Raw genomic sequence first — 14,690 nt, 5'->3', positions numbered from 1 at the left:
GCGTTACGCTGCTTGCGTCAAATGTTTGTCGTTATCAACCGCACTCGGCTATCTTTCCCCCATATGAACGAAAACCGCAGCGCCCTCGTCGTCGACGACGAACGCGACATCCGCGAACTGCTGGTACTGACCCTGGGCCGCATGGGCCTGCGGATCAGCACTGCGGCCAACCTCGCAGAGGCCCGCGAACTGCTGGCCAGCAACCCCTACGACCTGTGCATCACCGACATGCGGCTGCCCGACGGCAACGGCATCGAGCTGGTCACCGAAATCGCCCAGCACTACCCGCGCACCCCGGTGGCCATGATCACCGCGTTCGGCAGCATGGACCTGGCGGTGGAAGCATTGAAGGCCGGCGCGTTCGACTTCGTCAGCAAGCCGGTGGACATCTCCGTGCTGCGCGGCCTGGTCAAGCATGCGCTGGAGCTCAACAACACCGAGCGCCCGGCCCCGCCACCGCTGACCAGCGACGCCACCGCGCGCCTGCTCGGCGATTCGGCGGCCATGGACGTGCTGCGCAACACCATCACCAAGGTCGCGCGCAGCCAGGCGCCGGTGTACATCCTGGGCGAATCGGGCGTGGGCAAGGAACTGGTCGCCCGCACCATCCACGACCAGAGCGCGCGCGCGGCCGGCACCTTCGTCCCGGTGAACTGCGGCGCCATTCCGTCGGAACTGATGGAGAGCGAATTCTTCGGGCACAAGAAGGGCAGCTTCAGCGGCGCCCACGCCGACAAGCCGGGCCTGTTCCAGGCCGCGCATGGCGGCACCCTGTTCCTGGACGAAGTGGCCGAACTGCCGCTGCAGATGCAGGTGAAGCTGCTGCGCGCGATCCAGGAAAAGTCGATCCGCCCGGTGGGCGCGTCGGCCGAAGTAGCGGTGGATGTGCGTATCCTCTCGGCCACCCACAAGGACCTGGCCGAGCTGGTCGAAGACGGCCGCTTCCGCCACGACCTGTACTACCGCATCAACGTCATCGAACTGCGCGTGCCGCCGCTGCGCGAGCGCCGCAGCGACCTGCCGCAACTGGCCGCCTCGATCCTGGCGCGGCTGGCGAAGACGCACGGCCGCCCCACCCCGCTGCTGGCGCCGTCGGCGCTGGAGGCATTGGGCACCTATCACTTCCCGGGCAACGTGCGCGAACTGGAGAACATCCTGGAGCGTGCACTGGCCTTGGCCGAGGGCGACACCATTGGCGCCACCGACCTGCGCCTGCCGCAGCAGGGTGTGCCCCGCCATGGCGGCGCGCCCGTGGCACCGCATGAAGAAGCGGTGGTGGACCTGCCGGCGGGGAATGGCGCGCTGCCTTCGTATATCGAGCAGATGGAGCGCACCGCGATCCAGAAGGCGCTGGAAGAGAACCGCTGGAACAAGACGCGCACTGCGGCGCAGCTGGGTATCACGTTCCGGGCGTTGCGGTACAAGCTGAAAAAGCTGGGAATGGATTAAGCGGCATCGCCGCCGCCATGCGTGTCCCGCGCAAGAAACGACGAATCACCCGTTCGTAGAGCCACGCCCTGCGTGGCTGCCACGTAACAACGCAACACCCCCAATCCAACGGCCGCCAACCGCACCGGCATCGCCCGGCATTGCGATGGACACGCATGGCGTGTCGCTACCGGTCACGTGTACGTCACCGCCCGCGTAGAGACACGCCATGCGTGTCCCATGCAAACCCTCCATCGCACGCAACGCGACAGCATGCCTCATATGGAAAACGGCGCATCACCCGCCCGTAGAGCCACGCCCTGCGTGGCTGCGGCCATCCACACGCGTCCAGGCATACCCGATCCATGCAAGCGCGAGAAGCGCTACCTGCGCCTGCCTCGCTTCCTACTCGAAACACCACCCTTGGAACCCGGCCGTCGCTGCAAATTGATAAAAACGACAAACACAATTCCGCACGCAAACCACACCCCGCCGATCAAACGGCTGGCAGCAACCTCCCCCAATAGCAGTTTCAGCGACTCATTGAACTGACAGTCCGTGCGGCAAACTACGGGCCAAACAGCCATGCCAATCGCCACAGCGACACCGTACGCGCTCCACAGGAGCCCCAGCACCGTACCGAACACACGCACAAACCGCTGCATCATGATCTCCATGAGGCCCTCTCCCATCAGCCGCTGCCGCACCCCGTAGAGCCACGCCCTGCGTGGCAGCATTGACGGACGTCCCCAGGCCAACCAGACCTAAAAGCACCTCAACCGCGCCGAATGAGCGTGAAATCAACATCGGGACACGGGAAATGCACCAGCCCCATCTGGGGCGATTTCACCAGCGCGCCTTGCCCCAGATGACCCCAATGCTCCTCCAGGTAATCGGGGGTGTACATGCCGGCATCAAACACCGCGACAACCAATCCGGTGATCCCCCCACCCAGATCCACCTGATCGTGGAGCAGCACCTCAGTTCCATCTTCATACTTCATATCGCTGCTCCTCAGGGACGTTGTGATCACATCGCGCGCCTTGAAGACGTTGGCCAATGAACGTAGGGGTCGAAATCTAACGTTGCTCCACAAGACGCCATGGTCAGAATCAACTCAGCAGACTGATACAACTCAGGTCGTATTCCGCGGCCGCCTTTCTGCGCTACCCAATCACTCAGCCTGACCTCGGCCAGGTCCAGATCAGCGTAGTACACCGGTCCAGGACCAAAACCGGGATCACGAAGCCCATTCGCTTCGATGTCCGACTGTCGTCCCGGGGTCCAGTGCAGGTATATCTCCTCGTCCTGGGCATACTTGACGTGTACGTCTGGTGCCTGCACTTTCCCGCGCTCATTGATGAAACACAACGCCCGCAAGAACGCGATCAGCCCTGCCCATTCAGTGCTGGAAACCTCTTTCTCCGCATCTTGATCCGCAATCATCTCCCTGCCCCGTGCTGCACGATGGCGATGATACCCAGGAAGGCCATCATCAACAGCACCGCAACGAACGCGGCCAACAGGCACATGTACACAAGAGCAGCGCACGTCGCCGGCCTGCGTGCAGACCCACTTTGGAGCGCAAGGATGCACGCATAAAAGGTGTCCTGCGAATCGCCGATACTTCTGGAAGCCAACAGCGGCAGCTTGGCGAGCACTTCTTCGCCGGCGGTCTTCTCCACAGCTCGGCGCGCGAGAAACACCGCGCATGTGCGAATGACTATGCTGGCAAGAAGAATGTAGACGAGATATGGCACCAGCTCATTCATTTCCATCTGTTGTATGTCCGCTTCCTAGGTTGATCTGCAAGAAGTCCTGCGCCGTCTCATTGCCAGCCGCGGCGGCAGCTTGGATCAAGCGCATCGCTTCGACCTTGTCGGTGCCAACGCCCACCCCACGCAGCAATGCGAGTCCATACTCATACTGGGCGGAAGGATATCCTTGACTGGAACCAGCGGCGAAGCACCTCGCGGCGCGCTCCGGATCCAATGGCCCCATGTCTCCGAACAAGTAGTACATCCCTCGGGTGAACTGCGCCGGGGCATAGCCCGCCTCTGCCGCCTCGCTCACCAGATTGAGATGGCGCGCCTCATATGCCTCCTCGCCCTCATCTGGCAGGCTCGACATGGACCATAGGTATAACCCTTCAGCATCTCTGGACTGTACCAGCGGCGAAAGCAGCAGTTGTACGCCACCCCAGTCGTTCTCCATGAGGAGACGATCATACTCAGCAGTTACTTCCGTTGGCAGACCAGTCATATGAGATTAGCTCGTCATTCTTTGTTGACCTGCATCGGCTTGGCCAGCCATCAGCAACTCCGCTCCACCATCACCATCGTGATGCCCGCCACGCATCAGCCACCCCACCAAAAATCACAGTACATGGCCTGGATCAACACCCGCCGCCCAGAGCCGCATTCGGCCGCGCGAACAATGGCGTAGTCAATGTACCCGTAGTGCATCCAGTCGAAGAAATCCACGAACTCAAGCATGGGAAGATCTTCAGCAGCAACCCGTTCCTCCCCGCACCAATAGGTGTTTCCGTCGGACACCGCACTGGCAAACTGGACCGGCACCTCCCGGTATACGGGCTTTGGCTTCACGATAAGGCCGCTAATGGCGGAGCGCCCGTATTGGTCTGCCGCAACACTCCCTTCAAGCACTATGCTGCGCAACAGCTCTCGCTCGATATGGAGGAAAGAATCCTCCACCGCTATGTCCAGGACACCCTCGCCAGGCATCAGGTAGGAATTCCAGATATGGCGGCTTGCTTCCTTGAATCGCTGCATCTGATCCGTTACGTCTTTCATCTCCGCATCCCTTCAGAAGCCCATCCGCTCATTCAAGCATGCCCATGCCTTCGAGATGGCACGCCCGCAGGAGCGAAGCATACGACTTCCAGAGCGAGGGGGACGCCCCGCGGCACGACGTAGGGAAGGGGCTCACCTCGGGACCGCAACCATCTCGCAACGGCTCACGGTATGCCGTTGCGCACGCGCTGCGTGTGGCTACGTTTCGCCTGCGCGTGGCATCGCGATGGACACGCGTGGCGTGTCGCGACGGGTCACTTGCGTAGCGCTCCCAGCGTAGTGACACGCCATGCGTGTCAAACGGACCATCAGACCATCTGACGCCAACGCCCCAACAAAACCGCACCGCCGTCGCACTATCGCCCCAACCCGCGCCGGTCGCGACACCATATGGTCAATGCCTACAGAACCCTACAGAACCAACAGACACAATCGATTGGCCGCCTCCCCCCCCATCGCGCATGGTGGGTTACGGAGCTTCGAATCTCCAAGATCGGTCAAAGTTATGGACGTCCCATGTCGGGAGGGTGGCTAATACAAGACCCCTCATCCGGGGAAATACGCCCGCCGTATGACCGATCGCGGATTCGAACCTCCCGGCTCCCTTGCCCTACCGGCAAGGGAGATTTTCCCCATGGAGGCTTCCCATGCGCTCGGCACGCAACACCCCACTCTTCCCCGAAGTCCACCTACCGACTTCCGCACGACCGCGCCACTACACAGTACGCGCGCACACATACGCATGGATGGACACCTTCGGCGGTGGCACCGCGCCCTGCCTATCGGTACACGGCCACTGGCTGGAGAACGCAGGCTTCAAAGTCGGGGCAAGCGTAAGCGTTGAAGCAACTGTCGGCCAACTTGTGATCACTTTGGTCGACTTCCCCAGTTCAACGCAACAACGTCACTCCAGCGAGTTCGAAAGACATATTGCTAAGCTTGCCCGCACGAAGCCTGGCGACCACGTAGAGCATGACCATCCCGGCTGGCTGGTGCGCGAAAAGATCCTCGCCCCCATGGGCGCCTCCACCTTAGACTTCGCCCACGCCATCGGCGTGTCGCAGGACTTCGCCGAATGCTTCCTCGCCGGCGACCACGACGTGGACCTGGATCTCGCTCAACGCCTGGGACCGTTCTGCCACACCTCGCAGAGGTTATGGCTGGAACTGCAGCATAAGCACCGACCAATATTCTGATCGCATTCATGATTTATGCCCCGAGCCTGTTGGGTTGGGGACATGAATCGCACGAAGCAAGGCACATCGATACGGAAAGGCTACAAATTTACGAACGTCCAGTTGCCATGCCGACGCGACGCCACAAGCTGTAACGCGCAACGCTTACATAGTCCCCGCAGAGGCAGTGCGCGTGAGACGAAATAACTTCGCCAAAGATGCGGCATCCTTGATCAATCATACCCGCTGTAACCGATCACCTATGCCAGACCCATCCAACGATCAGGATGGTGATCACCTGAGCAAGCAGCATCATGGCCCATAGGTTCACCCGAATCACGGCAGCTGACAAAGCGGCTGCGATCAGTGCGCACCCAGATGATGTAAGAAGCAATAGAGCGAAGACTTCACCGGTCACTGCCGACCATGGTTGAGACGCAAGGGTGTAAAGCATGAGCACGGTGAAGCCACCAAGCCACCCGACAGCGAGTCGTTTGAAATAGCCCACTAGAAATCCCCCTGGATGTACCTGCTCATCGGCCGAATTGAACCAGTTGTTCTACACACTCTATCGGACCGAATCTAGGATAGTAGCTGCCGTATCAGTGGACCACATCTCCGAGCGCGGCACCGCCCGTATCGACATTCAGAAGCAGTTGCTAGCAACGCAATAGCGTCACTAGCGATGTGTCCAGCGATGACGGATCGAAGTCGTCGCGCCCCACCCTCAGCCAAAGGTCATACGGAGATTCCGGACTGAAGAACGACCTGACAGAGAGGCCGTCACCCACCTTCGATGTCCCAATCCATTCCTCAATGTAGGCCGCAAGGCCGAGCAGGTCAGTCAAACGCCCCGCAATCCAGTGGTCATCAATGATTGCCGAACTCCACGTACCAATCTCCAGGTAGGCGTGTGGACCGAGATTGCGGTGACAGGATAGCCAGTCATTCCCACAATCAGTGGCATAGGTACGGATGGCGGCAGCCAACGAACGCACGCCTTCCTTGGACCCCGTCACCGTCCACTGCTTGGAATCATCATCCCGCTCATAGTGAAATCCCAACTTCCTCCATTCGGATCGATACCATTCGTCTGAGAAGAGCTGCATGACAGGACACTCTGGTTTGGGGCACTGGCGGCGCAGAAACGCAACTCTGTCAAGAAATGCGGGAAAGCAGATACATACACAGAGTGACCAGAGCGGCTGAGGACAGCCCGCAAGCCAGCTTCTTGCTGGGCGCCACCCATGCTGCCACGCATCCAGCCGCAGCAACCGCAGCAGAGAACGCAAATACCAGCAAGGCCATCTCGGCACCTGGAAACCACGCGGCAGAACAGGTTAACCCGCCCACTTCGTGGCCGGACCGGGACAGATCCGTGGTCCACTCATGGTCCAGGCTGCCGGCCGGGCAAAAGCGCAACAACAATCCTCGAAGTGATCCCAGCAGCATGAAGACTGCTACAAAACTTAGTAGGGCTGACGGTACGAATGCCACCCATCGCAAGATCCTGGACATCGCCACCTCATGGTTAGTGGAGGAGGGCCTTCCGGCCGTGAGGCTCACGACGACAGTCTTAGCGCCGCCGACTATTCCGCGGCTTCGTTCGCAGCGCCACTTGCCGGAGTTGGCGCTGCGATGTCGCGAAACTCAATTCAGCCGAAAATGTCCCGTGTCACAGAGTTGGTCGAACGGGTCGTGCAAGCACTCAACCTCTACTACCAAGGGCCGCCAAGCGTTTGGCGACATCAGACGGCAGGGCATTTAGCCATACATGGGCAACAACACCCAAAAAATCACTGCTTTTCGACGTGTATGACTCTATGGCTTTCAGCGTGGATGGGCCATGCAAGCTCAATAAGGCCTCTAAAGGACCAGCCCCCAAGTTCTCAAAGACCCATGGATCGGAGCTCGATTCAAATATCTCCACAACCAGCTCCCATGCCTGCTCAGGCTCCTCAATACATAGCATATTGAGCTCAAGAGCGGACCATTGGGATTCGCGTTGCAGAGCAGAATCATCAGGGGCACCTTGCAATTCGATCCAAGATTTGGCTAAAGCTTTGCGGCTCGAAAATTCCATCAACGACTACCTCGGAGCAGGCTGGTTAGGGACAGGCTTTGTTGCCCACTCCCAAGCGTCGGAAGGATAACCTCTGCAGTTCATAGAGTCTGCCACCTCAAGGTATCCACGAAGGTTCACCTGCCATGACCGGAACTGTTGCTGGTGCCCCGCCCATGACATCTTTCCGGTTGGCCGAGTAGTGAACAGGTCCATGCCATCCTGGCGCATATCCCAATACCTTTTCTTCACGACTGCTAGGATGGTCCTGATCGTCGCGTAGATTTTTTCACACTTATTCTGTACGGGGCAGTCATCCTGAGTCTTTGCGCTATCTCTCGCCAGCGATGCCGCAGCTGCGACCCCGGCTGCACCCAGGCCGGATGAGGACGTTCCAGCGCTTCCAGATGAACCAATGCCCGCAGCTGCACAAGCCAGAACATTCTCGGGACGGGCGCACATCGAGAGCGTGCTCAGCCCTGACGGATCCAAATTGATGATTGGATTGGAGCCTGCGTAGGCGAAAGTTGCCACCCCTCCTTCCAGCCCAATAGGATCACTCTGAACGTATCGACCTGTTCTTGCGTCATAGTCCCGGTAGTAGTTGTAGCTTAGGCCGCTTTTAGAGTCGTAGCGCTGACCGGGGAAGCGAAGGTCAAACGACTGAGGAATTCCATCCTGATCGGCATCATCAGCAGGCAACCCATTGCCATATGCCTCTCCCAGCAAGCTCCAGCGCCACACCGCCACATCCCGCTGCGGATCAATCACTGCCCGCGGCGAGCCCAGGTGATCTGACTCGATGTAGAGCACCTTGCCCGCCTCAATCAGACCAACGGGCCTGGAACCGAGCCATACAACCTGCTGGGCAGGGACACCGCTTTCACCGTAGCTACCCAACCACTCCCCGCCCTCGCCATGCAGGTGCAGGGTCGTGTCAGTACCCACCTGCTGCAGAACACGCTGCCCCGCCGCGTTGTGGCGATAGCTGGCCTGCGCGGAACCTGCTTTGGTCGCACTTCCAAGCCGGCCGGCAAGGTCATAGACGTACTGCCAGTCGCCGCCGATCGTCAGGGTGTTACCCATCGCGTCGTACGTGCGATCAACACCATCCACAGACATCAGCCGGTGACTACCGGCCGGGTAAACGTAGGCCTGCACCCCGGCCGAGTTGCCAAACGACAGCCGGTTGCCAGTGGCGTCGTAGGTGTACTGCTCGATGGCCACGCCGGTCTGCGCGTCCTTGAACGCGGTCAGGCGGCCCAGTGCGTCGTAGTCCAGGGTCGCGCCCTGCCCATGCGGGCCGCCGTCGGTCAGCGAGGTGATGTTGCCCGCCGGATCGAACCCGAACCCAACGTTCAATCCATCGCGCGCGTCGTTGATCGACTGTGGCCGATAGTTCAGGTCGTAGCTGCGGTCCAGGCGTCGGCCGTTGCCAAACGTCCAGGTCTTTTCCGGGCCGAAGGGCAGCGTCTGCAGCCCATGCATCAGCACCTCCCGGGTGCCGCCGGCGGGGGTGACACCCAGGCTGCTCACCTGCCCCAGCGCGTCGTAGCTGTAATCGACCAGGCTGCCATCCGGGTAAGTCATCGACTGAAGCCGGCCCGACGCCTCGTAGGCGTAGCGCAGCGTCAGCGCCTGGCCCTCTACCACCTGGACACGCCGGACCAGATCACCGATTGCGCTGTAGCAATAGTCCGTACGCCCGCTTGAATCGATCATGCTGGCAAGACGACCGATGCCCGCCCGCTCCCCTTGGGCGCAGTGGCTGGATGGCTGGTCGTAGACGTAGTGGATGTCGGCCGCAGGATCGCTGAACGTCACGGCCGTCGTGCGGCCCAGCGCGTCGTAGCTGTAGTTCGCACTCACCCCGCGCGCGTCCGTTCGGGTCAGCACGTTGCCTGCTGTGTCGTACGTGAAGGTGGTGATGCCGGTATCTGGGCTGGTCTGGGTGAGCACCTGCCCGAACCCGTTGCGGGCATAGGTGGTCTTCAATCCCTTGGGATCGGTGACCTCAACCACATTGCCTTCGGTGTCGTACTTGAAGCGCGACTCTGCTCCAATGCCGCCCACATCCTGCAGGGTCCGCTTGAGCCGGTTGAGTGAGTCGTACTCCTGCTGGCTGACCTTGCCCAAGGGCGAGGTAGCGGAGACCTGGTTTCCCTCGGCGTCATAGCCATAGTCGGTCGGATTGGCGTATGCGTCGGCGAGGGTAACGAGCTGGCTCAAGCCGTTGTAGACGCGGGATTCCGCACGCGTCACTGCGCCATCCGAGCCGCGATAGGACTCATGCACGCGGTTGCCCGCAGCGTCCAGGGTGTAGTGGATGCTGTTGCCTGCGCCATCGCCCACCTTGATGAGACGTTGCGCGGCGTCGTATTCGTAGGTAGCCACGGTTCGGTCGGGCGCCGTTGTGCGGCTTACCTGGCCGGTGGGCAGGTACTCCATTGACGTGACCCGATCATCTGCAGACGATGCGTCGTCTGGGCCCTTCACTGTCGTGGATGCCAGCCACCCGCGCGGCGTGTAGCGGTACTCGGTGACTACCCCATTGGGGTCCATTACCAGATGAGGGCGGCCGTCTCCGTTGTAGGCCAGCACCTCCGTGGTGCTTCCGAGCGGCTGGACGGTCTTCCTCAGATCGCCCTTCCTGTAGGTGCAGGCATTACCGCCAGAGGCGCATCCGGGCGCGTCTTCAGCGTAGTAGGTGTAGCTGACCGTATCTGCGGTGCCTGGCATAGGGCCATCCACCGACAACAGCAGCCCCACGACCGGGCAACCCTGCTGCACGTTGATCTGGTCGCAGTAGCTGTAGGTAGTGGTGCGACTCTGCCCAGCCGTCGTAACCGTGGACTCCTGAATGACCTGCCCGCGGGCGTTGTACTGCCAGGTCTGCGTGCGCGCACCACTGACCTGCTTGACGATCTGGTTGGTATCGCGCCGCTTCCATACTTCGGTAACGTTTGCTTCGGGGCGGTTGCTGGCTTCCGTGACCCGCTTGATGCGCACGTCGCCCAGCACGGGGTCGGTAAGGTCCTGGTAGGCGTAAAGATCAATGCGGCCGTTGCGCTGCGTGTGGGACTTCACGCGGCGACGGAAGTCGGAACCCGTCCCCGAGTATGGAGCGTACTCCCACGACTCGGTGCCGGCCAGCGTGGTGCTGGAGGCGATCTTGCGGTACGGGGTTGCAGGCGTGAAAGCTACCCGCTCTACGACACCCAGCGGATTCGTATAGGTAGTTGCGCCGTCGGATCCATATTGGAACGTGTGCTTCTGCACCCCGCCTGCATGCTCGGAGGCAACGGCGAGCCCGTCATCATTGTAGGCATAGGTGGCGTAACGGGCACCGGTCTCGTCTTCAACTCCCGTGAGCAGCCACCTGTACTTGGCATCTTCATACAGGTAGTGACGTGAGGTTCCGTCACGATAGGCGACCCCGGTCAGCCGCGAAAGATCATCGAACGAATACGTCACCAGGATGCCATCCTGATCTTTCACGAAGGCCAGTTCGGATTCGCCGTACGCGTAGTCGTCGGCGTAGCCGAACTCTAGACTTCGCCCGGTTGAATGCACGACGCGGGAGATGCGTCCCAGGCCATCGAACTCGATGTCCAAGGCGTCGCCCGCGTACCGCTCGATGCGGTTCAGGCGGCCGCTGCTGTTGAAGCGATACCTTCCATCTTTCAGGAAAAGGACATGGCCGCTGCCGTCCTTCTTAATGACGACGCCAGATCCATCGATTGCCTCAAGGCCGCTAAAGCCCAAGATGCTTCCACTCGGGAAGACAACAACCGCAATACCTCCTCCGCTCGCGCTGTACAGACGCACATTCAGATTGTGCGTCCAGTTCCCGCCGATGCCACCGAGCATCCTGAAGGAAGAATCGAACGTTCGGTAGAGCTGGAACCATTCCAGATCAACGTCCACCTCCCTCTGGACTTTGCTTCCACTTACAACGCTTACAGGGTTACCCCGCAGATCGCATTGATCACACGGAATCGGGCTGCCATATACGCTTGCGATGATTCCGCTGACGCACTGCTTGCCATCCCACCCCAGCATCTTGGGACATTCGATCGCCCGCTTCTTCCAATGCTGGACAGTGAATGTCCTACTGCAAAAGTTTGGGGAGGTTGCATCCATTTTCAGGATGCGAGTTTGAGTACTGGACATGCCGTACGCATCCGAAAAATTCTTCCAGTCCTCTACAACTTCAATGGACTGGAATCCGCATTCCGGATACTTCAACTTGAAATTGGCAAGCGTCAGTTGAGCTGCCTGCTCGGCCGAGGCAACCGGGCCAGGCTCAACGCCATTCCCCGTGTACTGCCACTCACCCACGATGGGGGGACGAGGCCTTGCCGAGTAGTGAAACTGTAGTCTCGTAGCGGTGCCCGATACAATCTGGACTTCCTGAGCCAAGGCGTATCGGCCGCCCCGGGCATGTATCGCAGCCAGCGCGGCGTTCTGGCTAGGATAATTCACTGTGGATTCGCTGGCGTTCCACACTTGAGGAGGATCAGCCAGCGCTGTCGATGGGATCCCAATTGCCCCACAAATAATCAGCACCGCGCTCATCGACAGGGAACGAAGTGTGTCATGCAGGCGTGTGCAGGCAGCGACCAAGGATGGCCAAGCACTACTGATGAGCGCGGATCTCATATGCAAAGTCCATTTTTTCGCGGTGCTTCCCCGGTACCGCTATCCGTTAACGCCGTTGCAGACGTTGGGGTGGATCATTGCACGGGTCGGTGCGGGTTTGTAAATGCCCGACGTCGGAATTGGCACGAAGTGCGATCCAGTTCACGGAGCCTGACGCGAATAGGACCAGCTCCTTCTGTGCGGTGCGCAGACCTGCCACCAGGGCCTTACCCGGCGCCTTCATCGTCGCCAGGACTGCGTCAGGCATTTTGTGGGACACGCATGGCGTGTCGCTACGCGGGTAAGATGGTCCGCGTGGCCACGAGGTGGTCCGTCAGCCCGCAGGCGAGTACGTCAGGGTTGCCACCACGCCACGCGCTTGGCCCGGGCGTACATACACCTGTCGGCCGTATAGGTCGCACAAGCGGCCGATGATCGACAGGCCGATGCGGCCGCCATGTGAGTGGCCGGCGTGGGTGCCGCGATAGCCGCGCGGGAACAGCTTGGCCGCGTCCTCTTCACTGAGACCCGGGCCGCTGTCGATGACACCCGCCCACTGTGCCGCTTCGGCGATCTGGGTGGCATTGCCGACGGCCAGCACTATGACCGGAATTTCTTCGCTCATCGGCATCATCTGGCAGGTGCCGGTTTGGCCCTTGTTACTCTCGGTACACTCTTCACGTTTCGCGCCAGATTGGCGCCAATCAATCCTTGGTAACGCGATTGATCTCCGCCAGACTGGTAGTGCCTGCCGCCGCCTTCACCAGCGCAGACTGCCGCAGGTCATTGACCCCCGCCCGCTGGGCCGCTTCGGCGATCTGGATGGCATTGCCACCGGCCAGCACGATGACCGAGATTTCTTCGCTCATCGGCATCACCTGGTAGATACCGGTTCGGCCCTTGTAGCCTTCGGTGCACTCTTCGCAGCCGACAGGCTCGTACAGCGTGATGCCTGCATCCAGCTGGGCCTGCGTGAAACCTTCGGCCAGCAGCGCATTGGCCGGCAGGTCCACCGGGCGCTTGCAGTTGTTGCACAACCGGCGCGCCAGACGCTGGGCGATGACCAGGGTCACCGAGCTGGTGATGTTGAACGGCGCGATGCCCATGTTCATCAGACGCGCAATGGTCTGCGGGCCGTCATTCGTGTGCAGCGTGGACAGCACCATGTGACCGGTCTGCGCGGCCTTGATCGCGATTTCGGCGGTCTCAAGATCGCGGATTTCGCCGACCATGATGATGTCCGGGTCCTGTCGCAGGAACGAGCGCAGCGCAGCGGCAAAGGTCATGCCGCGCTTCACGTTCTGCTGGACCTGGTTCACACCCGGCAAACGAATTTCGACCGGGTCTTCGGCCGTGGAGATGTTGCGGGTCTCATCGTTGAGGATGCCCAGCGCGGTGTACAGCGAGACCGTTTTACCCGAGCCAGTTGGGCCGGTGACCAGCACCATGCCGTAAGGCTTGTGGATGGCCTCCAGGAACAACCGCTGCTGTTCGGGCTCATAGCCCAGCTTGTCGATGCCGAGCTTGGCAGCACTGCCGTCGAGGATACGCAGCACGACCTTCTCACCGAACAGCGTCGGCAAGGTGCTGACGCGGAAGTCGATCTGTTTGGACTTGGAAAGGTTGAGCTTGATTCGCCCGTCCTGCGGGACGCGCTTCTCGGCAATGTCGAGCTGGGACATCACCTTCAGACGTGCGGCAATCCGCTGACTGAGCTTTACTGGCGCCTTCGCCACGTTCTTGAGCAGGCCATCGATGCGGAAGCGCACGCGATAGTCGTCTTCGTAGGGCTCGAAGTGAATGTCCGAGGCGCCCTTGCGGATCGCATCAACCAGCACTTTGTTGACGAACTTGACCACCGGGGTGTCGTCACCCTTCGCGTCGTGGCCGGACTCGTTCGCCCCCCCTTCTTCGTCGCCAGTGGAAACCTCCAGGTCGCCCATGCCTTCGTCGTCACCGCCCAGCGAGCCGCCGAGGGTGTCGTGCTTGGACTGCCACTGTTCCAGCGTACGCTTGATCTGTTCTTCATCGACCAGGATTGGCTCGACCACCAGATTGGTGTGGAATTTGATCTCATCCAGAGAATGCGTCGGGTCGCTGGTGCCGACAAACAACTTGCCGCCGCGCTTGAACAGCGGCAGCACATGGTGTTTGCGCAGCAGTTCCTCGCTGACCAGGCTGATGGCGCTCTGGTTCGGGTCGAAGACCGATACGTCCAGCAGCGGCATCCCGAACTCCAGCGCATTGGCGGCTGCCAACTGCGCGGAGGTGACCAGCCTTTTCTCAGCAAAATACTGCGGTAGCGGCTGCTTGGCTGCGGCCGCCTTGGCCATCGCATCCCGCGCAGCGGCTTCATCAAGGGCCCCATCCTGGACCAGGCGCCGAGCGATGCCGGTGATCCCGACTAAATTGGCCGTTTGAGCGTTCACAGTGATCCCTTCGCAGACTTGGCTAAAAGGTATATCAGCAGCGGCATTCTTGCACCATCCGCTGGCCGGTTTAGAGCTCGAAAGGGCGCGAGTGCCGCGCAGTCTTGCCGACCCTCAAGGCCTTCCCTTCCTCCAATGCAAA

Annotated in this window: 11 protein-coding genes and 1 pseudogene; 2 read left to right on the top strand and 10 right to left on the bottom strand. The window is 60.5% G+C overall.

Annotated elements, in window-relative coordinates; genetic code table 11:
* Positions 1-63 precede the first annotated feature (63 nt).
* Positions 64-1,449 carry a sigma-54-dependent transcriptional regulator gene (locus ACOZHM_RS03330; protein WP_421567538.1) on the top strand — a complete coding sequence of 462 codons (1,386 nt, stop codon included), beginning with the start codon at positions 64-66 and terminating at the stop codon, positions 1,447-1,449.
* A gap of 754 nt (positions 1,450-2,203) precedes the next feature.
* Here ACOZHM_RS03330 and ACOZHM_RS03325 read toward each other — a convergent pair.
* The 5 genes from ACOZHM_RS03325 to ACOZHM_RS03305 all read right to left on the bottom strand — a co-directional run bounded on the left by ACOZHM_RS03325 (position 2,204) and on the right by ACOZHM_RS03305 (position 4,241).
* Positions 2,204-2,431: a hypothetical protein gene (locus tag ACOZHM_RS03325; RefSeq protein WP_421567537.1), complete on the bottom strand. Its 228-nt coding sequence runs from the start codon at positions 2,429-2,431 to the stop codon at positions 2,204-2,206.
* A 26-nt stretch (positions 2,432-2,457) separates the two neighbouring features.
* A complete protein-coding gene (locus tag ACOZHM_RS03320; RefSeq protein WP_421567536.1) occupies positions 2,458-2,874 on the bottom strand; it encodes a hypothetical protein in 417 nt (138 codons plus the stop codon).
* Positions 2,871-3,200 carry a hypothetical protein gene (locus ACOZHM_RS03315; protein WP_421567535.1) on the bottom strand — a complete coding sequence of 110 codons (330 nt, stop codon included), beginning with the start codon at positions 3,198-3,200 and terminating at the stop codon, positions 2,871-2,873. The genes ACOZHM_RS03320 and ACOZHM_RS03315 overlap by 4 nt, the downstream gene beginning before the upstream one ends.
* The gene (locus ACOZHM_RS03310) at positions 3,193-3,642 is read right to left on the bottom strand and encodes a tetratricopeptide repeat protein (RefSeq protein ID WP_421567534.1); all 450 of its coding nucleotides are present in this window, start codon (positions 3,640-3,642) and stop codon (positions 3,193-3,195) included. The genes ACOZHM_RS03315 and ACOZHM_RS03310 overlap by 8 nt, the downstream gene beginning before the upstream one ends.
* 143 nt (positions 3,643-3,785) lie before the next feature.
* A complete protein-coding gene (locus tag ACOZHM_RS03305; RefSeq protein ID WP_421567533.1) occupies positions 3,786-4,241 on the bottom strand; it encodes a hypothetical protein in 456 nt (151 codons plus the stop codon).
* 647 nt (positions 4,242-4,888) lie between these two features.
* On the opposite strand from ACOZHM_RS03305, the gene ACOZHM_RS03300 reads away from it, so the two are divergent.
* Positions 4,889-5,437, top strand: coding sequence for a SymE family type I addiction module toxin (locus tag ACOZHM_RS03300; protein WP_421567532.1), 549 nt, complete (start codon positions 4,889-4,891; stop codon positions 5,435-5,437).
* A 638-nt stretch (positions 5,438-6,075) separates the two neighbouring features.
* Here ACOZHM_RS03300 and ACOZHM_RS03295 read toward each other — a convergent pair.
* From ACOZHM_RS03295 to pilB, 5 genes and pseudogenes are all read right to left on the bottom strand, one after another.
* Positions 6,076-6,525, bottom strand: a complete 450-nt coding sequence (locus tag ACOZHM_RS03295; RefSeq protein WP_421567531.1) for a hypothetical protein — start codon at positions 6,523-6,525, stop codon at positions 6,076-6,078.
* A gap of 599 nt (positions 6,526-7,124) precedes the next feature.
* Complete coding sequence (locus ACOZHM_RS03290) at positions 7,125-7,499, bottom strand: DUF6869 domain-containing protein (RefSeq protein WP_421567530.1); 375 nt, start codon at positions 7,497-7,499, stop codon at positions 7,125-7,127.
* A 6-nt stretch (positions 7,500-7,505) separates the two neighbouring features.
* Positions 7,506-12,056 carry an RHS repeat-associated core domain-containing protein gene (locus ACOZHM_RS03285; RefSeq protein ID WP_421567529.1) on the bottom strand — a complete coding sequence of 1,517 codons (4,551 nt, stop codon included), beginning with the start codon at positions 12,054-12,056 and terminating at the stop codon, positions 7,506-7,508.
* Between the two features lie 397 nt (positions 12,057-12,453).
* Positions 12,454-12,711 (bottom strand): annotated as a pseudogene (locus ACOZHM_RS03280) (ATP-binding protein); the annotation flags it as partial.
* Between the two features lie 112 nt (positions 12,712-12,823).
* Positions 12,824-14,548, bottom strand: a complete 1,725-nt coding sequence (gene pilB / locus ACOZHM_RS03275) for a type IV-A pilus assembly ATPase PilB (RefSeq protein ID WP_421567528.1) — start codon at positions 14,546-14,548, stop codon at positions 12,824-12,826.
* Positions 14,549-14,690 lie beyond the last annotated feature (142 nt).

Source organism: Stenotrophomonas sp. PD6, assembly GCF_049199305.1.
Taxonomy (GTDB): domain Bacteria; phylum Pseudomonadota; class Gammaproteobacteria; order Xanthomonadales; family Xanthomonadaceae; genus Stenotrophomonas.
This window is presented reverse-complemented; position numbering and strand designations above follow the sequence as displayed.

Excerpts from the sequence above, each read along its gene's own strand:
- ACOZHM_RS03295 (WP_421567531.1), bottom strand. The coding sequence starts at position 6,525 with ATGCAGCTCTTCTCAGACGAATGGTATCGATCCGAATGGAGGAAGTTG.
- ACOZHM_RS03320 (WP_421567536.1), bottom strand. The coding sequence starts at position 2,874 with ATGATTGCGGATCAAGATGCGGAGAAAGAGGTTTCCAGCACTGAATGG.
- ACOZHM_RS03290 (WP_421567530.1), bottom strand. The coding sequence starts at position 7,499 with ATGGAATTTTCGAGCCGCAAAGCTTTAGCCAAATCTTGGATCGAATTG.
- ACOZHM_RS03285 (WP_421567529.1), bottom strand. The coding sequence starts at position 12,056 with ATGAGCGCGGTGCTGATTATTTGTGGGGCAATTGGGATCCCATCGACA.
- ACOZHM_RS03315 (WP_421567535.1), bottom strand. The coding sequence starts at position 3,200 with ATGAATGAGCTGGTGCCATATCTCGTCTACATTCTTCTTGCCAGCATA.
- ACOZHM_RS03325 (WP_421567537.1), bottom strand. The coding sequence starts at position 2,431 with ATGAAGTATGAAGATGGAACTGAGGTGCTGCTCCACGATCAGGTGGAT.
- ACOZHM_RS03305 (WP_421567533.1), bottom strand. The coding sequence starts at position 4,241 with ATGAAAGACGTAACGGATCAGATGCAGCGATTCAAGGAAGCAAGCCGC.
- ACOZHM_RS03330 (WP_421567538.1), top strand. The coding sequence starts at position 64 with ATGAACGAAAACCGCAGCGCCCTCGTCGTCGACGACGAACGCGACATC.
- ACOZHM_RS03300 (WP_421567532.1), top strand. The coding sequence starts at position 4,889 with ATGCGCTCGGCACGCAACACCCCACTCTTCCCCGAAGTCCACCTACCG.
- ACOZHM_RS03310 (WP_421567534.1), bottom strand. The coding sequence starts at position 3,642 with ATGGAGAACGACTGGGGTGGCGTACAACTGCTGCTTTCGCCGCTGGTA.